We start from the raw sequence: 17,402 nt of genomic DNA, 5'->3' as shown, positions 1-17,402 counted from the left end.
CTTAAATAACGTCATAATACAGATTTACTTCGTTGTTTATTGCTATGTTTTCAGCGCATAGCTAATTAAATTACCAATCGCTTTCCAATTGAAAGCGGAACCGCTACAACAGCAATCGCGATTTTCATACGAACATATCCGGATTGATGCCTTCAGGCGAATTCACGGATGGCTTTCTATCGGACAGGAGACACGGACAGATGAGTATCAACCGCCCGAAGCTCAGCTTTGAGCAGGCAATCGCCGCTTATCTGCAATATGCGCCGCGTTTGCCGCAGGTTGATCCGGCATCTGTTCCTGCAAAAACACAGTATGTTGGAAACCTTCTGGAAATCGCGGACCAATTTGATCTGATCGTGTTCGATGCTTTTGGTGTGCTCAACAGCGGGGCGCAAGCCATTCCCGGCGCGGTCGAAACCGTTTCTGCACTTCAGAAATCGGGAAAGAAACTTGCCGTTGTCACCAATGATGCATCGAGTTCAGCCGAGGCGATCCTTGCACGGCATCGCGGGCGCGGGTTCGATTTCAACACGACAAACCTGATCAGCAGCCAGCAATTCGTGGCCCCGATGATGGAAACCTACAGGGATCTGTCCCATTGGGGAGCCATGGCACCGGTTCACTGGCCATTTGACATTCTGCCGGGCAGGGTGGAACCGCTTGGTGCGGATCGCGCGCTTTATGATGCGGTTGACGGCTTTGTTCTTATTGATTCTGAAAACTGGTCCGATATCCAGCAGAATCATCTGGAAGAAAGCCTTGCCGCCAATCCGCGCCCCATTCTGGTCGGCAATCCCGACATCTGCGCGCCGATGGGGGCATTCCTGTCGGTTGAGTCCGGATATTTCGCCCATAAGGCAGCGGATCGTTGCAATGTAATACCGGATTGCGTTGGCAAACCCTATGGCCATGTGTTTGATGAAGTCCTGCACCGTCATCCCGATATCAGCCGGGATCGGGTCCTGATGGTAGGCGATACAATCCATACCGATGTGCTGGGCGGGCTGGCAGCCGGCATCAAGACACTTCTGGTGCATCAGGGGGGATTCCTTGACGGCCAGGACGATATCGAAAGCCTGTTTGAAAAGTCGGGTCTGCGTCCGCATTTTTGTGCGCGCGCCATCGGTCATGGTCTTGCCGTGCCAGGTGCAGAAAGTGAAGCCTGTTGCGCCTGATGATGGATCAAACGGCCCGGTAAGAAGGGCCGCAGACAAGGTACTCCCGACCTGATCGTCATTCCCGTAACGGCGGGAATCCAGCCTCTTTCAACAGGGCATGGATTCCGGGTCTGCGCTGCGCTTCGCCCGGAATGACGATTTGATCAACCAACAAACCAATCCAGCCAAGCCAACCCCGCTGCCCTTTGCATCGCCAAACGCCACCGACCGGAAGACCGGACAAACGCCCGTCGCTCTCGGTTGCGCCAAAACGCACCTCACTCCACGGGCAACAGCGTTGTCGCACGGCAGGCACACCTCCCGCCATCGATGACCAGCCTTTCGGCATCTTCGAACGCTCCTTCGGCCCACTGGCAATCGATCCCGCTACCCCTCGGCATAGCCAAACGCTACCGACCGGGTAGGCTGGACAGAACTGGATTGCACCAGACCGACCACGCCCAGTCCCTGCTGCCCCGAACAAACGCCTCGGGCTTTCGATGGACACTACAAGCGCACCTCGCCCCAAGGACGAAGGCGTTGTCGCAGGGCAGGCACAAATCCCGCCATTGATGACCAGCCGATCCAATGCAGACGCAATTCGGGCCTGCTGATCCTCGGCATTGCCAGACTTCATCGACCGGTTGGGTAGCGGCGGGATGGGCTGACATCTGCCCGGCTCTCGCCGTCCCGAACAAACACCCTTGCCCCAAGGGCACATCTCTCCCGTCATGATAAACACAGTTTTCGTAAATTTCCCCCGGCCTCACGGCCCAAACGCACCACCGCCGTAATGACTTTTCCATGCGCCAGTGATGCCCATTTGGCGATACCGCCGTCGTCCTTTCAGACGATCAGATAGCTGCTTCATCATCATCCCATTCCCATTTTTGCCGCCTGAAACGCAAAAACCCGCAAAAGCGAATCACGCTTTGCGGGTTTTGTCTCCGGACCCATTTGTCCTGTTGACTTTATCTTTATGCCACAACACAAAGAACAAATCAAGAACTTTCTTCCAGAAAAACGGAAAAAGTTCCCTTGTTAAATTGCCTCGGCTACGTCAATCGCACTGTATGTCAGGATTCCTGACGCGCCGGCACGTTTGAAACAGGATAGCGTTTCAATGGCGCAGCCAAGATAATCAAGCCAGCCATTCTGGGCCGCAGCCCGCAACATGGCGTATTCGCCCGATACCTGATAGGCGAAAACAGGGACGCCGAATTCTTCGCGCACCCGATACAGAACGTCGAGATATGGCAAGCCCGGTTTCACGATGACGGAGTCGGCACCTTCCTCAAGATCATAGGCGACTTCGCGCATCGCTTCGCTGCTATTGGCGGGGTCAAGCTGGTAGGTTTTCTTGTCCGCCTTGCCCAGGGCAGAAGCCGATCCGATTGCATCGCGGAACGGGCCATAGAAGGACGATGCGTACTTTGCCGCATAGGCCATGATCTGGACCTTTTTAAGCCCTTCGGATTCCAGAACATCACGAATGGCACCGATACGGCCATCCATCATGTCGGACGGGGCGACGACATCGCATCCGGCCTGTGCCTGAACCAGTGCCTGGCGCACAAGGGCCTCGGTCGTTTCGTCATTAAGGATTTCACCGTTAATCACGATCCCGTCCTGACCATCCGCATTGAACGGATCAAGGGCAACGTCGGTAATGACACCAAGATTGGGGCAGGCGTCTTTGATCGCCTTTGTCGCACGGCAAACCACATTGTCGGGATTATATGCTTCGCGCGCATCCTTGGTTTTGAGGCTGGCATCAATATACGGGAAAAGCGCAAGGGCAGGGATGCCAAGCTTTTGCGCATGTTTTGCCGTTTCAACAAGCACGTCAACGCTTTGTCGTTCGACACCGGGCATTGATGGGATCGGTGTCCGTTCGTTTTTGCCGTCAATCACAAACACCGGCAGGATCAGATCATGTGCGGTCAATCGGGTTTCCGCCACCATGCGACGCGACCAGTCGCTCATGCGGGTCCGGCGAAGGCGGGTGCGCGGGAAAGTGCCATAGGTGACTGTTTTGGCCATGATCTGTTCTCTTGTCAGTGGGGCGGCATTCTGAATTCAGAAATGAGGTGCCCAATTTATGGGGCAGAATTGACGGCGGATCAACTGTTGCTGGTGCGATAAAGGCGTTTACGCATGGTCAGCAGATAGACCGGGATGATTAAAGACAGAAAACTTGCCGTCAGGACAAAAGCCGTAACCAGACCAACCTGTTGGCCGATTGCCCCGATTACCGGTGGCCCGGCCATCAGGGCCGTGTAACCGGTTGCTGCAATGGTTGAAACGACCGCACCGCCGCTTCTGCCACTTGCCTCCGCCGCCGCAGAAATCAGAAGCGGCAGGATGACAGCCAGCCCAATCCCGGCGATGGCACACCCGATCCAGGCAACGACGTAATGCGGCGCAAGTGCCAGAACAAACAGGCCAAAGGATGCGCATGCCGAACTGGACAGCAGGATTTGCGGGCGGCCAAATTTCGTAACCAGCCAGTCGCCCGAAAGGCGCGTGATTGCCATGGTCGCCGAATAGCAGGCAAAACCGACGGCCGCCATTGTCGGGCCGGAATTGAGTTCCGTATTCATCAGAACCGTTGCCCAGTCGGTAATCACACCCTCACCAAACTGGCCGATGAAGGCGCAGGCCCCAAATGGCAGCAGGGTCAGAAACATCGCGCGCTGTTTGGCAGATGATCCGTCATGCGTTTGGACTGGATGGGGAACGGCGGCATCAGGCATCAACTGGCGTTGAAGGACCAGATGCAGAATCAGGAAAAGGGTCAGCATGACCGGAAGATGCCATTCAACCGACAGGGGCAGGGCAAACCAGGCCGCCGTCGTGCCCGCACCGGCAAAACCCCCGAGGCTCCAGAAACCGTGCAAGCCGGACATGACGCTGCGTTTTTTGGCCCGCTCAACATTCAGGCCATTGGCATTCATCGATATATCAAGGAACGCGCCACAAAAACCGAGTGCGAACATGGCAATCGCAATCGACATGAAGCTTGGCATGAAGACCGGAATACCAACGGAAATGAAATAAGCCACCCCGGAATAGCGTGCGACCCGTTCGCTGCCAAACTTGTCCGATAGACGACCGGCAACAGGCATAACGGCAAGAACACCAACTGCGGCCGCCAGCAATATGGCACCAAGATCATCGTGACCAAATCCAAGGCGCTCCTGCACCAGCGGAATATGCGGGACCCAGCTTGAAAAGGCCGCACCATGCAAAAAGAAAATGGCACGGATCCGGTTGTGGGCAATCTGGTTGGAGATGGGCATGTGGGGCTCCGCATCCGTCAGGCAAGGATCACATTGATCCCGCGTTCGGTGTAATTGCTCAGATAACCGCTCGACAGCTTCCGTCCGGTTACAAGATGTGAAATCGCATCAAGGTCACAGACCCTGAATGGCAAGCTGGTTTCGAGTTTGTCGGCAGTGGTGACGGCAATCGCTTCGGCAGATTGCGCCAGCATCGCTGCCTTGGTGGCGCGTTCTTCGGCTGTGCTGGTGGTCAAACCCAGTTCTGGATGAAGGGCACAGGTGCCCAGCAGCACAAGATCGGCATTGTAGTTGCGTATTTCATCAATGGCCGTCGGTCCGCAGATCGCCAGATCACGTTTTAGAACCATGCCGCCAATCATGATGATATTCGCATTCGGGTGATTGGCCAGTTCAATGGCAATCAGGGGATTGACCGTGATCACGGTGCCGGAAAATGTCGGTTTCAGGTTCCTGGCGACTTCATAGATGGTTGTACCACTATCAAAAAAGATCACACCATGATCCGGAACAAGGTCATGGGCGACCTTGCGGGCGATTTCGGATCGTTCCGGCTTTAAATCCTGTGCGCGGTCATGGAATCCTTCGCGGGCAGTACTTGGTAATGTGGCACCCCCATGAATACGCCTGAGACTTCCGGCATCTTCCATCTGACGCAGGTCGCGCCGAATGGTATCAAGGGACGCATGAAAAAGTGCAGACAGGTCATGAATATGAACTGTGCCCTGGCTGTGAAGCAGTTTTTCGATTTCACGCTGGCGCGAATTGACACTCGACATTGATTTGCCTGTTTTGCATGTTTTGCCGATAATGCGCGTTTACCTTTGATCGGAAAAATGGTCAACAAAAAACCGGCCCCGTAAAAACAGGGCCGGTTTCATATTCAACGATATGATGGATCAGGCTTTATCGAGTGCCTGTTTCAAATCGGCAAGAATGTCATCAATATGTTCGATACCGATCGACAGGCGGACATAACCGTCCGTCACGCCAGATGAAAGGCGATCCTGTTCGGAAAGCTGGCTGTGCGTTGTCGTGGCCGGATGGATGGCAAGTGATCTTGTGTCACCGATATTGGCGACATGGTAAAACAGGCCAAGGCTGTTGATGAATTTCTCGCCGGCTTCTTTGCCACCTGCAAGCTCAAACCCCATCAGCGATCCATATCCGCCCTTAAGATAGGTATCGGCACGGCGGCGGCTTTCGCCATCCTGTTTGCCCGGATAGATCACCTTGGAAACCTTGGGATGGGACGACAGGAAGTCGGCAACTTTGGCGCTGTTTTCGCAATGGCGTTCCATGCGCAGCGGCAGCGTTTCCATGCCCTGAATGGTCTGGAACGAGTTGAAAGGCGAGGCGGCCGCGCCAACGTCGCGTAGCAATGTGCAGCGCAGTTTGATCGCATAAGCAACCGGGCCGATGGGTTTGACGGCCTGCGTCCAGACCGCACCGTGATAGCTGGGATCCGGTTCATTCAGTAACGGGAAGCGTTTGGCATGCTTTTCCCAGTCAAACTTGCCGGAATCGACGACAATCCCGCCGACAGACGTACCGTGGCCAGCGATAAACTTGGTGGTCGAATACATGACAATCGTCGCGCCATGATCGATGGGGCGGCACAGCACCGGTGCGGCGGTGTTGTCCATAATCAACGGGATGCCAAGCTCGTCACCAATATTGGCGACTTCCCTGATCGGAAAGACCTGAAGTTTAGGGTTTGGCAGGGTTTCGGCGTAATAGGCGCGCGTTTTGTCATCCGTCAGACGCCGGAAGTTTTCCGGGTCAGATGGATCTGCAAAGCGAACTTCGATACCCATCTGTTTGAATGTATTGGCAAAAAGGTTCCAAGTACCGCCGTAAAGGTCTGTGGAACTTACAATATTGTCACCCGCCTGGGCGATATTGAGAACGGAAAAGGTTGATGCAGCCTGACCAGAGCCGACGGCAACGGCTGCTGCGCCACCCTCAAGTGCAGCAATTCGCTGTTCCAGCACATCGTTGGTCGGGTTCATCAGGCGGGTATAGATGTTACCCAGTTCTTTCAGCGCGAAAAGATCGGCCGCGTGTTGGGTATCGCGGAACTGGTAGCTCGTTGTCTGATAAAGCGGCACGGCAACCGATCCGGTTGCCGGGTCTGCGCGGTATCCGGCGTGTAGAACAATAGTTTCCGGTTTTGTGGAACCTGACATGTCGTTTCCCCTGATTTTTAAGTTGCATTGGTTTCACCGGAGTAATGCATATTCGCTGCGAGCCGACAAGAAATTGGAACAAAAATTCGCAAATTCGCCCCTGAAACTGTCGGAGGCGAAATTATTCACATAATTCGGTACTGTTATACCGAATGAATTGACAAAGAACCGAATTCACGTTTACGTAAAGGGAAAATACCAAAACATTCAGAGGTGGCGATCCAATGGAATTCAACCTGTCTGAAGACCAGCAGGCATTTGCACAGGCAGCCCGCGATTTCGCACAAAACGAAATGGCACCGCATGCGGGCGAGTGGGATGCAAAGCATATTTTCCCTGAAGAAACCCTGCGCAAGGCAGCCGAACTTGGCTTTGCTGCGATATACACGCGCGAAGATGTCGGGGGATCGGGCCTTGGTCGCTTGGATGCCGCGGTGATTTTCGAAGAACTGGCAAGCGCGTGCCCGTCAACGGCGGCATATATCTCGATCCACAATATGGCATGCTGGATGATTGACCGTTTCGGCAATGAAGACCAGCGGCAAAAATATCTTCCAAAACTCGTTACCATGGAACACTTCGCCAGCTATTGCCTGACGGAACCGGGAGCGGGATCAGATGCAGGTTCGTTACGTACGCGTGCTGCGCGCGACGGTGCGCATTACATCCTTAATGGCGAAAAGGCTTTTATTTCCGGGGGATCGCGCAGTGATGTTTACATTGTCATGGCGCGAACCGGCGATGACAGCCCGAAGGGAATATCGACCTTTATCGTTCCAAAAGATGCCGAAGGCCTGTCATTTGGCAAGCTTGAAGAAAAGATGGGATGGAACAGTCAGCCGACATCAGCCGTCATTTTCAGTAATTGCAAAATTCCGGTGGAAAACCGGTTGGGAGAAGAGGGCGAAGGTTTCAAGTTTGCCATGATGGGTCTTGATGGCGGCAGACTTAATATCTCGGCATGCTCCATCGGTGGTGCACGGGCCGCAATGGAGCATGCGCGCGACCATATCAAGGTTCGCAAGCAATTTGGCAAAACCCTTGATCAGTTTCAGGCATTGCAGTTCAAATATGCCGACATGGTGACAGAGCTCGAAGCGGCACGGCTGATGCTGCACAAAGCGGCCTGGAAACTGGATCACAAGACACCGGACGCCACACAGTTTTGTGCAATGGCGAAACGTTTCGGTACGGATATCGGGTTCAGGGTATGTAATGAAGCGCTACAGCTTCATGGTGGATATGGTTATATCCGCGAATACCCGGTCGAAAGGCTTCTGCGCGACCTTCGGGTTCACCAGATTCTGGAAGGTACCAACGAAATCATGCGCCTGATCATCTCTCGTGCCGCGTTGAAGGATTGATTTATGAGCAGTGAAAACGCGACCAGTTCACCGCATGACAATGAAGCATCCGTCGTTTTCTCGAAAGACGGGGCCATCGGTCATATCCTGTTAAACCGGCCCAAGGCATTGAATGCGCTTGATCTGCCGATGGTTGATGCGATCACAGGCAAACTTCGCGCGTGGGAGACGGACCCGACGGTTGCTGTCGTTGTAATTGAGGGCGCTGGCGAAAAGGCATTCTGTGCCGGGGGCGATATACGGGGGCTTTATGACGCGCGGCAGCGCGACGACGAAGAACTTCTTGATGCCTTTTATCGGCGGGAATATCGCCTTAACCATTACATTGCAAATTATCCCAAGCCGTATGTTGCCTTGATGGACGGCATTACGATGGGGGGAGGTGTCGGCGTTTCCGTGCACGGACGTTTCCGTGTGGTGACCGAGCGCACCCTGTTTGCAATGCCCGAGACTGGGATCGGGTTCTTTCCCGATGTTGGCGGCGGGTACTTCCTTTCTCGCTGTCCCGGCGAAGTCGGAATGTATCTTGGCCTGACGGGCGCGCGGATCAAAGCGGCAGATTGCATTTATGCGGGTTTGGCTACGCATCGAACACAAAGTGAAAATATCGCGTCCTTGAAAGGTGAACTGGCAAAGATTTCGGAAGGCGGCGATGGCTTCGTGGCCGTTCAACGGATTCTGGATGAACATCATTCTGATGATGGTGTCGGCATTCTTGGATCGGTTCGGGGTGAAGTCGATGACTTGTTTGGCAGCGAGACGGTTAGCGACGTTTTTGCCCGACTTGATACATCTCCGTCAGACTTCGCCCGGGAAACGGCCAAGATATTGCGCACCAAATCACCGATAGCAGTTGCTGTTGCCTTTGATCAAATCCGTCAAGCGCGCGATATGACACTTGCGCAGGACCTGATGATGGAGTTCCGTCTGTCGCAACGGACCGTTCGCAAACCAGATTTGTTTGAAGGGGTTCGTGCCGTGATCGTCGACAAGGATCACAGTCCAAGATGGCAACATGCCGATATCGGGCAAGTCGATCCTCGTGAGGTCGCCGCATATTTTGACCTTTTACCCGAAGACAAAGAGCTAAAACTGCAGTTCTGAACAGCTCTGTAACATCAACAAATCAAAAGATAATCTCGCAATCGAGAGATCAGAGGAGACTCCAAATGGCGAAAATCGGTTTCATTGGTCTGGGTAACATGGGAGGGCCGATGGCGGCCAACCTGATTAAGGCTGGGCATGCACTCAAGGTCTTTGATTTGTCCGAAGCCGCGGTCAGCAAGGCGGTTGCAGAGGGTGCCACCAAGGCATCGACGGTTGCCGATGCGGCAAAGGATGTCGAGTTCGTTGTCACGGTTCTTCCTGCTGGAAAGCACGTGCTGTCGGTTTATGACGGACCAGACGGCGTGATTGCCAACGCCAGGGCGGGCACACTTTTGATTGATAGCTCCACCATCGAAGTTGATGCCGCACGCAAAGCTGCCGATCTGGCGAAGGCCAAAGGTCTTGGCTCTGTTGACGCGCCGATCTCTGGCGGGGTTGCGGGGGCTACTGCCGGAACACTGACCTTTATGGTTGGTGGCGATGATGGTGATTTTGATCGTGCGAAACCGGTTCTTGAGGGAATGGGTAGCAATATCATTCACGCAGGCACAAGCGGGGCCGGGCAGGCGGCAAAGATTTGCAACAATATGGTGCTTGGCGTCAGTATGATTGCCGTATCCGAGGCCTTCATGCTTGCAAAGCGTTTGGGGCTGGATGCGCAGAAGCTGTTTGATATTTCATCGAAGGCGTCCGGCCAGTGCTGGTCGCTTACAAGTTATTGTCCCGTGCCGGGACCGGTTCCGACGTCTCCGGCAAATCGTGACTATCAACCGGGATTTGCGGTGGACATGATGCTGAAAGACTTGAAACTGGCGCAACAGGCGGCGGCATCCGCCGGGGCAACAACGCCAATGGGGGCATTGGCTGAAAGCCTGTATGCGCTTTATTCAAATAGCGGAAATGGCGGGATGGATTTCTCGGCTATTGTCAAAATGCTGGATGGCGACAAGTAACGCTACGGCATTATGAGGTGTATCATTCAGGCCCGGCAAATACCGGGCCTGTTTTTTTATGAATACCGTGGCCTGCATTAATGTTAGATTTGTGCTGTCTAACGGGCAAAGTGCTGAACAGAATTTTCCGGATTGATGAATGACAACCAGAAGCAATGCGCCGCGCGAGGTTTATTTCGAATTGCGACAGATTGGCAGCTATCTGCGCTGCACGGCAATTGATGGCAAAACGGGAATCGAGGTGACCGTGGCAGGGCCGGTTTCAAGGAATCCGGAGCAACTAAAGCGCGTCGCGGTACAAAAACTTGAATACGTCCTTAATAAGGGATAAAATATACAATATAAGGGCCGGTGCATTCGGTGGCGTTGGTGTTTTATTCTAAGAATGAAATACGATTTGGTGTTTTTGACCAATTTATCAAAGCCGCTTGCAGCCTTCGACCTCATGTGTCTAAGGTTTGTGCTCTAATCGCGCTTTTGGATAAAGAACCACAATAAGAATGGTCGTGTCCAAAGGCTAGAACCGGGGAAAACCCGATAACAAAAAGACGGAGGCTTCGGAGGTTTGCTAGGGGGCAATGGGGAGACTTGGTCTCATCCAATCAATACAACTGTATCTTGTTTTGCACCTTCAGCCAGTCGGTCGAAGACCTCGTTTGTCTGTGCCAAATCTAAGGTTGTGCAATGGATTGGGCTTATTTTTTACAACAATTGATCAACGGTCTGACGCTGGGAGCCATCTACGGTTTGATCGCCATCGGCTACACGATGGTTTACGGCATCATCGGTATGATCAACTTTGCGCACGGCGAAATCTATATGCTGGGCGCGTTTCATTCCCTGATCACCTTCCTGATCTGTCAGGCAGCAGGGATTAGCGGTATCCTTCCGCTTACACTTCTTTTGATGCTGTTTGTGTCAATGGTGCTCACTTCGATCTACGGGTGGGGCGTTGAACGGATTGCATACAGGCCGCTGCGCGGGTCATTCCGGCTCGCAGCGCTGATTTCGGCCATCGGCATGTCGATCTTCCTGCAGAACTTTGTTCAGATTTCGCAGGGTGCGCGCGTGAAACCGATGCAGCCATTGATCGAGGGCGGCATCATCCTGATGGAAAGCCCGAATTTCAATGTTCAGCTCAGCTACATGCAGATCGTCATTATCCTTTTGACGTTTGTTCTGATGGCTGTGTTTTCGACACTGATTGCGAAAACGTCGCTTGGTCGTGCTCAGCGCGCCTGTGAGCAGGACCGTACCATGGCTGGCCTGCTTGGCGTTAACGTTGACCGCACCATCTCCACGACCTTTGTCATGGGGGCAGCTCTTGCCGCAGTCGCGGGGATGATGGTGACCCTGTATTACGGTGTGATCGACTTCTATATCGGCTTCCTTGCCGGTGTTAAGGCGTTCACCGCTGCCGTTCTGGGAGGCATCGGATCGCTTCCGGGTGCAATGCTTGGTGGTCTTCTGATTGGTCTGATCGAAGCATTCTGGTCGGGTTATCTCACGATCGAATACAAGGACGTCGCAACGTTCAGTATTCTGGTTCTCGTGCTGATTTTCCGTCCGTGGGGTCTGCTTGGTAAGCCGGAGGTCGAGAAAGTCTGATGTCCGCTCTTATCACTTCTTCACGGATTTCCGGTGCGGAAATTGTCAAGGAACTCGCGTTCTTTGCTGTTATTGCACTGTTGATGTCGGTCATGATCCTTGGTGTCGAGACGGTTGACCGTCCGACCGGGCTTGAACTGGCTGTTCGTTGGGATCTGGTGGTTACCGCCATCATCTCGACAATCATTGGTCGATTGGCATTGATCCTTCGCCGCGAACACATTTCGCGTGTGGGACAGGCTTTGCTGATTACCGCCGCCGCAGTGGCGGTATTCGAGATGTTCGTCCGCTTCCGCGACATGGATGATCGCTGGGCTTCGCCAGTCTTCCTTGATATGGCGTTTGGCAGTGCAACGAGCGTGATTGTGGCTGTTGCCTTCGTCACGATCGTTTTCGCAATTGCCTATTTCAGCATAAAAAAGCCAGGTGCCGAAGAGGAAGAAAGCGGCTCCAGGCTTTCGTCAAAAATCCAGATGGCATATCGGACCAACACCAAGAAGATCGGGGCATTGGGGATTGTATTCTTCATTATCTTCCCGTTCCTGTTTGGTGAAAACCGCTCCGCTATCGACCTCGCGACCCTGGTCATGATCTACATCATGCTGGGTTGGGGGCTGAATATCGTGGTCGGTCTGGCCGGTTTGCTTGATCTGGGTTACGTCGCATTTTATGCGGTCGGCGCCTATTCCTATGCACTGTTGTCCCAGCATTTCGATCTGAGCTTCTGGTTGTGCCTGCCGCTGGCCGGTATTTTTGCCGCAAGTTTCGGTATTGTGCTTGGTTTCCCGGTATTGCGACTGCGTGGCGATTATCTGGCGATTGTGACGCTTGGTTTCGGTGAAATCATCCGTGTTGTCCTGATCAACTGGTATGATCTGACCCGTGGACCAGACGGTATTTCGTCGATTGCCCGGCCCAGCTTCTTTGGCTTTGCCGAGTTTGATCGACGCTTGCCGGAAGGGGTTATGGGATTCAACGAATTGTTCGGTCTGGACTATTCGACGATGCATCGCCTGATCTTCCTGTATTACCTGATCCTTGTGCTGGCACTGGTAACCGCATTTGTTACCGTACGCCTTCGCAAACTACCGATTGGTCGTGCATGGGAAGCGTTGCGCGAAGACGAAATCGCCTGCCGCTCGCTGGGGATCAACCCGACGAATACCAAACTTTCGGCATTTGCGATTGGTGCAATGTTCGGTGGTTTTGCTGGCGCGTTCTTTGCGACACGTCAGGGCTTCATAAGCCCGGAAAGTTTTACCTTCCTTGAATCTGCCGTGATCCTGGCCATCGTTGTTCTGGGTGGTATGGGCAGTCAGATCGGGGTGGTTCTTGCCGCGATTGTCATGATCGGTTTCCCGGAAATGTTCCGCGAACTGGCCGAATATCGCATGCTGATTTTCGGAGCTGGTATGGTTGCCATCATGTTGTGGCGTCCGCGCGGTCTTCTGTCTTTCCGTGACCCGACCATTTTGCTGAATATGAGCAAGAAAGAAAAAGTTGCCGGAGAAGTCAAATGACCGACAACGTACAGCTTGAAGTCGAACATCTAACCATGCGCTTTGGCGGTCTGGTCGCGATTGATAATCTTTCGTTCACCGCAAGAAAGCGTGAGATCACGGCAATTATCGGCCCGAACGGGGCAGGGAAGACCACGGTCTTCAACTGTCTTACCGGGTTCTATGTGCCGACCGAGGGACGTCTGACGCTTTATGCCAATGACGGACCGCGTTTGCTGGAGCGTATGGAAGGTTTCCGTATTCCACGCAACAACGGTGTGGCACGTACTTTCCAGAATATCCGCCTGTTCACGGGCATGACCGTTCTGGAAAACCTGGTTGTCGCCCAGCATAACCAGCTTATGGAGGCATCCGCCTTTTCGCTGGCAGGGCTTTTCAATCTTGGTCGCTATACCAGTGCCGAGAAAGAAGCGCTTGAAACCGCCAAGTTCTGGCTTAACAAGGTTGGCCTGTATGAACAGGCTGACTGGAATGCCGGGAACCTGCCTTATGGCTCCCAGCGTCGCCTCGAGATTGCGCGTGCAATGTGCGTCAATCCTTCCTTGCTGTGTCTTGACGAGCCGGCAGCAGGCCTTAACCCTCGTGAGTCCGCGGAGCTTAACGTTCTGTTACAGAGCATCCGCGATGATCAGGGAATCGGCCTTCTGTTGATCGAACATGATATGAGCGTCGTCATGAAGATTTCCGATCATGTGATCGTCCTTGATTACGGAAAGAAGATTGCTGATGGCAATCCGGAAGCCGTCAAGAATGATCCGGCTGTTATTCGTGCTTACCTCGGTGAGGATGAAGACGATGAACTGCCGCCGGAAGTCGCCGCCGACCTTCATCTAGATCCGAATGCGTAGCGAGGGAGCAGATCGATATGTCCATGCTGAAGATTGAAGGTGTTCACACCTTCTATGGCAATATCGAAGCCCTCAAGGGCATTGATATGGAAGTCAACGAGGGCGAGATTGTCACCTTGATCGGGGCCAATGGTGCCGGCAAGACGACCTTGCTGATGACATGCTGCGGATCACCGCAGGCGTCAAAAGGGCGCATTCTGTTTGAAGGTCAGGATATCAGTCGCATGCCAACGCATGAGATTTGTCGTCTTGGTATTCAGCAATCCCCTGAAGGGCGTCGGATTTTCCCGCGCATGTCTGTCTATGAAAACCTGCAGATGGGGGCAAGCACCCAGGATCCGAAATATTTCGAAGAGGATCTGGAGATGGTGTTTGATCTGTTCCCCCGCCTGAAAGAACGCATCAACCAGCGTGCGGGAACAATGTCCGGGGGCGAGCAGCAGATGCTGGCAATCGGTCGTGCCCTTATGGGGCGTCCCCGTTTGCTTTTGCTTGATGAGCCTTCTCTCGGGATTGCGCCACTTGTCGTCAAGCAGATTTTCGAGACGATCAAGAAGATCAACCGCGAGAAGAAGGTCACGGTCTTCCTGGTCGAGCAGAACGCGTTCCACGCACTCAAGCTTGCCCATCGCGGTTATGTGATGGTCAATGGCAATATTACTCTCTCGGGTACGGGGGCTGAACTTCTGGCAAATCCGGAAGTTCGTGCCGCCTATCTCGAGGGTGGCCACTAGGAGGACGGATATGGAAGCGATTACAGGTACCAGCATTGGTGTCACAATCGGAATTACCGTCATCCTGATGGGGTTCTGTGCATTTATGACAGGGCAGGCGATCGCCAATACATGGCGGCCGTTCTACCAGCTTTATCCGTATGCCTTGTTGCTGGGGGCGACGGACCGTTTCATGACGTTTGCGCTGTTCGAGGGTGAGCTTCTTTCGCTTACAGGATATATTTTCGATACGGTTATCCTGTTTGTGATTATGGCGGCCGCCTTCCGCGTAACGCGGGTCAACAAGATGCTGTCGCAATATCCGTGGCTTTATGAACGTGTCGGACCCTTCGGATTTCGCGCACGTGACGGGGCGGACGTCTGATCTTTTCGGTGGTGATGGGCAACTGTCACCACCACATTGCTAAATTGTTGGCAATGCAATGTTTAGTACTATTGCACACCAATTCTGGGGTGTTAAAGTACAGGGAGCCAAAACCGGTAATCGAAAAAAAAGCGAGCCGGTTTAGGGTCCGAAAAAGATGGTTCTGTCATGGTGACGGAACCAACCTTTGGAACAGGGAGACTTCTCTTATGTCGAAAACCAAGCTCGGCCTTCTGGCAACTGCTTCCGCGCTTGTCCTCTCGATGGGTGCAGCAAAAGCAGACATCGTTATCGCGACCGTCGGTCCGATGACCGGCCCGTACGCCGCCTTTGGCGAACAGATGACCCAGGGCGCCCAGAAAGCGGTTGCAGACCTCAATGCTGCTGGTGGCGTTAACGGCGAAAAAGTCGTTCTCGAAATCGGTGATGATGCTTGCGATCCGAAACAGGCTGTTGCTGTTGCAAACCAGCTCGTTAGCAAGGGTGTTGCTCTTGTCGCTGGTCACTTCTGCTCGGGTTCCTCGATCCCGGCTTCGGAAGTTTACTTCGAAGAGGGTATCGTGCAGATTTCCCCGGCTTCGACCAACCCGCAGCTGACCGAACGTGACATGGACAACGTTTTCCGTGTTTGCGGTCGTGATGACCAGCAGGGCGAAGTTGCCGGCAAGTATCTTGCTGAAAACTATGGCGACAAGAAAATCGCCATTGTTCATGACAAACAGGCTTATTCCAAAGGTCTTGCAGACGAGACCAAGAAAAACCTGAACGCTGCTGGCGTTGAAGAAGTCATGTACGAAGCCATCACCCCGGGCGAGAAAGATTACTCGGCTCTGGTGACCAAACTGAAATCCGAAGGCGTTGACGTCCTTTATTATGGCGGTTACCACACCGAGCTGGGCCTGATCGTTCGTCAGATGCGCAGTCAGGGTCTTGAGACCGTTGCGATTTCTGGTGATGCGCTCAACTCGCTCGAATACTGGTCGATCACGGGCGATGCCGGTGCCGGAACACTTTTCACCGCCGGTCCGGCGCTTGAAAAAGACCCGCGTAACGCTGAACTCGTAAAATACTTCGAAGGTCAGGGCTACAAGCCGGAAGGTTACACCCTTTACACCTATGGTGCGGTTCAGGCTTGGGCACAGGCAGTTGAAAAGGCCGGTACCACCGACTCTGAAGCTGTTATCGAAGCACTGCATAGCGGTGATACATTCGACACCGTTCTTGGTTCGATTGCGTTCGATGCCAAGGGTGACGTCGCAGCACCGGGTTACGTCTTCTATGAATGGAAAGACGGTGGCTACGATTACGCCAACTAATCAGATATTCTGATCAGCGGAAAGCCCGGCAGCAATGCCGGGCTTTTTTGTTGCCGACCACATAAAAGAAAAGCGTCTTCAGAAAATTGCTGAAAACGCTTTTTCTTTTAGGTCAAAGGGCAGGCGATTACTTCGCCTTGCGACCCAGGCCGATTTTCTTGGCAAACTGCGAACGCTGTTTTGCATAGTTCGGCGCAACCATCGGGTAATCTGACGGCAGGCCCCATTTCGCCCGGTATTCTTCCGGGGTCAAATTGTATGTTGTCCGAAGGTGGCGTTTGAGCATTTTGAGCTTCTTGCCGTCTTCAAGGCAGATGATGTAATCATCGCCAATTGATTTGCGGATCGGAACAGCCGGTTTGAGCGGTTCTTCTTCTTCAATGGTTTCGTCTTCACGCAGAACGTCAAGCGAATTGAAAATTGTCGAAATCAATTCCGGAATCTGTGCAGATGCAATTGCATTGTTACTGACATAAGCAGAAACGATATCAACAGTCATCTGTAGCAGTTCGTCGCGGTCCAGAACGCTGTTTTCAGCATCGGTCATCTTAAAATATTTCCTTCGCTATTATGAATAGGCAATGCTTTTTGCATTATTTTACGAATATAGTCAAACAAGACTGTTATTCAATATATCGATTCTACTTAAATTTTCAAAACGAGGGAAACCTATGCGAGATGAGAAACAAATAAAATCTGCAAAGGCATGACCGGTAATGCGGTTTAATTGATAAAGATTCCACACCTTTTGTTTCGTCGATTTTGTTCGACAGCGTATGGTGGGGTTTATATCAATGTATATGTGTCGTTGCTTTTCTTTAGTTGATGATTTTCTAACGCAATGGGGGTGAATGTCTTTTTTAAGTGTAGTCAAGTGTTGTTCTGTACGCTTAAAAGTTGCTGACTTAAAACTTTGGCAACATAGGCCGCTGTGCGTTGG

The 17,402-nt window shown here is 52.9% G+C and carries 16 protein-coding genes; 11 read left to right on the top strand and 5 right to left on the bottom strand.

The window, feature by feature from the left end; translation table 11 throughout:
• Positions 1 to 200: 200 nt before the first annotated feature.
• Positions 201 to 1,175, top strand: a complete 975-nt coding sequence (locus IT971_RS10720; RefSeq protein WP_063091952.1) for an HAD-IIA family hydrolase — start codon at positions 201 to 203, stop codon at positions 1,173 to 1,175.
• 1,023 nt (positions 1,176 to 2,198) lie between these two features.
• Here the strand turns inward: IT971_RS10720 and hemB are convergent.
• The 4 genes from hemB to IT971_RS10700 all read right to left on the bottom strand — a co-directional run bounded on the left by hemB (position 2,199) and on the right by IT971_RS10700 (position 6,648).
• Positions 2,199 to 3,200, bottom strand: a complete 1,002-nt coding sequence (gene hemB, locus IT971_RS10715; protein WP_007089513.1) for a porphobilinogen synthase — start codon at positions 3,198 to 3,200, stop codon at positions 2,199 to 2,201.
• Between the two features lie 80 nt (positions 3,201 to 3,280).
• Positions 3,281 to 4,459 (bottom strand): MFS transporter, encoded by a 1,179-nt coding sequence (locus IT971_RS10710; protein WP_063091954.1) that lies wholly within the window; start codon positions 4,457 to 4,459, stop codon positions 3,281 to 3,283.
• 17 nt (positions 4,460 to 4,476) lie between these two features.
• A complete protein-coding gene (locus IT971_RS10705; RefSeq protein WP_063091955.1) occupies positions 4,477 to 5,238 on the bottom strand; it encodes a DeoR/GlpR family DNA-binding transcription regulator in 762 nt (253 codons plus the stop codon).
• A gap of 120 nt (positions 5,239 to 5,358) precedes the next feature.
• Positions 5,359 to 6,648: an O-acetylhomoserine aminocarboxypropyltransferase/cysteine synthase family protein gene (locus tag IT971_RS10700; protein ID WP_063091956.1), complete on the bottom strand. Its 1,290-nt coding sequence runs from the start codon at positions 6,646 to 6,648 to the stop codon at positions 5,359 to 5,361.
• Positions 6,649 to 6,872: 224 nt separating this feature from the next.
• Between IT971_RS10700 and IT971_RS10695 the strand changes: the two genes are divergently transcribed.
• The 10 genes from IT971_RS10695 to IT971_RS10650 all read left to right on the top strand — a co-directional run bounded on the left by IT971_RS10695 (position 6,873) and on the right by IT971_RS10650 (position 16,462).
• Positions 6,873 to 8,012 (top strand): isobutyryl-CoA dehydrogenase, encoded by a 1,140-nt coding sequence (locus IT971_RS10695; protein ID WP_007089517.1) that lies wholly within the window; start codon positions 6,873 to 6,875, stop codon positions 8,010 to 8,012.
• A gap of 3 nt (positions 8,013 to 8,015) precedes the next feature.
• A complete protein-coding gene (locus IT971_RS10690; protein ID WP_063091957.1) occupies positions 8,016 to 9,116 on the top strand; it encodes an enoyl-CoA hydratase/isomerase family protein in 1,101 nt (366 codons plus the stop codon).
• Positions 9,117 to 9,181: 65 nt separating this feature from the next.
• Entirely contained in the window at positions 9,182 to 10,072 is an 891-nt protein-coding gene (mmsB, locus tag IT971_RS10685) for a 3-hydroxyisobutyrate dehydrogenase (RefSeq protein WP_063091958.1), read from the top strand.
• A 139-nt stretch (positions 10,073 to 10,211) separates the two neighbouring features.
• Complete coding sequence (locus tag IT971_RS10680) at positions 10,212 to 10,403, top strand: hypothetical protein (RefSeq protein ID WP_007089520.1); 192 nt, start codon at positions 10,212 to 10,214, stop codon at positions 10,401 to 10,403.
• Positions 10,404 to 10,756: 353 nt separating this feature from the next.
• Positions 10,757 to 11,680: a branched-chain amino acid ABC transporter permease gene (locus IT971_RS10675; protein ID WP_007089521.1), complete on the top strand. Its 924-nt coding sequence runs from the start codon at positions 10,757 to 10,759 to the stop codon at positions 11,678 to 11,680.
• Positions 11,680 to 13,200, top strand: a complete 1,521-nt coding sequence (gene livM / locus IT971_RS10670) for a high-affinity branched-chain amino acid ABC transporter permease LivM (protein ID WP_063091959.1) — start codon at positions 11,680 to 11,682, stop codon at positions 13,198 to 13,200. Before IT971_RS10675 ends, livM begins: the two co-directional genes overlap by 1 nt.
• Entirely contained in the window at positions 13,197 to 14,048 is an 852-nt protein-coding gene (locus tag IT971_RS10665; protein ID WP_007089523.1) for an ABC transporter ATP-binding protein, read from the top strand. Before livM ends, IT971_RS10665 begins: the two co-directional genes overlap by 4 nt.
• A 23-nt stretch (positions 14,049 to 14,071) precedes the next feature.
• Complete coding sequence (locus tag IT971_RS10660; protein WP_007089524.1) at positions 14,072 to 14,782, top strand: ABC transporter ATP-binding protein; 711 nt, start codon at positions 14,072 to 14,074, stop codon at positions 14,780 to 14,782.
• 10 nt (positions 14,783 to 14,792) lie between these two features.
• Positions 14,793 to 15,146: a DUF6867 family protein gene (locus tag IT971_RS10655; protein WP_007089525.1), complete on the top strand. Its 354-nt coding sequence runs from the start codon at positions 14,793 to 14,795 to the stop codon at positions 15,144 to 15,146.
• Between the two features lie 209 nt (positions 15,147 to 15,355).
• Positions 15,356 to 16,462, top strand: coding sequence for a branched-chain amino acid ABC transporter substrate-binding protein (locus IT971_RS10650; protein WP_007089526.1), 1,107 nt, complete (start codon positions 15,356 to 15,358; stop codon positions 16,460 to 16,462).
• A gap of 127 nt (positions 16,463 to 16,589) precedes the next feature.
• Here IT971_RS10650 and IT971_RS10645 read toward each other — a convergent pair whose 3' ends face one another.
• Positions 16,590 to 17,009, bottom strand: a complete 420-nt coding sequence (locus tag IT971_RS10645) for a MucR family transcriptional regulator (protein ID WP_007089527.1) — start codon at positions 17,007 to 17,009, stop codon at positions 16,590 to 16,592.
• Between the last annotated feature and the right edge of the window lie 393 nt (positions 17,010 to 17,402).

This window comes from Thalassospira sp. B30-1, assembly GCF_015767575.1.
In the GTDB taxonomy this organism is placed as follows: Bacteria; Pseudomonadota; Alphaproteobacteria; order Rhodospirillales; family Thalassospiraceae; genus Thalassospira; species Thalassospira xiamenensis.
This window is presented reverse-complemented; position numbering and strand designations above follow the sequence as displayed.

Excerpts from the sequence above, each read along its gene's own strand:
- IT971_RS10720 (WP_063091952.1), top strand. The coding sequence starts at position 201 with ATGAGTATCAACCGCCCGAAGCTCAGCTTTGAGCAGGCAATCGCCGCT.
- hemB (WP_007089513.1), bottom strand. The coding sequence starts at position 3,200 with ATGGCCAAAACAGTCACCTATGGCACTTTCCCGCGCACCCGCCTTCGC.
- IT971_RS10710 (WP_063091954.1), bottom strand. The coding sequence starts at position 4,459 with ATGCCCATCTCCAACCAGATTGCCCACAACCGGATCCGTGCCATTTTC.
- IT971_RS10705 (WP_063091955.1), bottom strand. The coding sequence starts at position 5,238 with ATGTCGAGTGTCAATTCGCGCCAGCGTGAAATCGAAAAACTGCTTCAC.
- IT971_RS10700 (WP_063091956.1), bottom strand. The coding sequence starts at position 6,648 with ATGTCAGGTTCCACAAAACCGGAAACTATTGTTCTACACGCCGGATAC.
- IT971_RS10695 (WP_007089517.1), top strand. The coding sequence starts at position 6,873 with ATGGAATTCAACCTGTCTGAAGACCAGCAGGCATTTGCACAGGCAGCC.
- IT971_RS10690 (WP_063091957.1), top strand. The coding sequence starts at position 8,016 with ATGAGCAGTGAAAACGCGACCAGTTCACCGCATGACAATGAAGCATCC.
- mmsB (WP_063091958.1), top strand. The coding sequence starts at position 9,182 with ATGGCGAAAATCGGTTTCATTGGTCTGGGTAACATGGGAGGGCCGATG.
- IT971_RS10680 (WP_007089520.1), top strand. The coding sequence starts at position 10,212 with ATGACAACCAGAAGCAATGCGCCGCGCGAGGTTTATTTCGAATTGCGA.
- IT971_RS10675 (WP_007089521.1), top strand. The coding sequence starts at position 10,757 with ATGGATTGGGCTTATTTTTTACAACAATTGATCAACGGTCTGACGCTG.
- livM (WP_063091959.1), top strand. The coding sequence starts at position 11,680 with ATGTCCGCTCTTATCACTTCTTCACGGATTTCCGGTGCGGAAATTGTC.
- IT971_RS10665 (WP_007089523.1), top strand. The coding sequence starts at position 13,197 with ATGACCGACAACGTACAGCTTGAAGTCGAACATCTAACCATGCGCTTT.
- IT971_RS10660 (WP_007089524.1), top strand. The coding sequence starts at position 14,072 with ATGCTGAAGATTGAAGGTGTTCACACCTTCTATGGCAATATCGAAGCC.
- IT971_RS10655 (WP_007089525.1), top strand. The coding sequence starts at position 14,793 with ATGGAAGCGATTACAGGTACCAGCATTGGTGTCACAATCGGAATTACC.
- IT971_RS10650 (WP_007089526.1), top strand. The coding sequence starts at position 15,356 with ATGTCGAAAACCAAGCTCGGCCTTCTGGCAACTGCTTCCGCGCTTGTC.
- IT971_RS10645 (WP_007089527.1), bottom strand. The coding sequence starts at position 17,009 with ATGACCGATGCTGAAAACAGCGTTCTGGACCGCGACGAACTGCTACAG.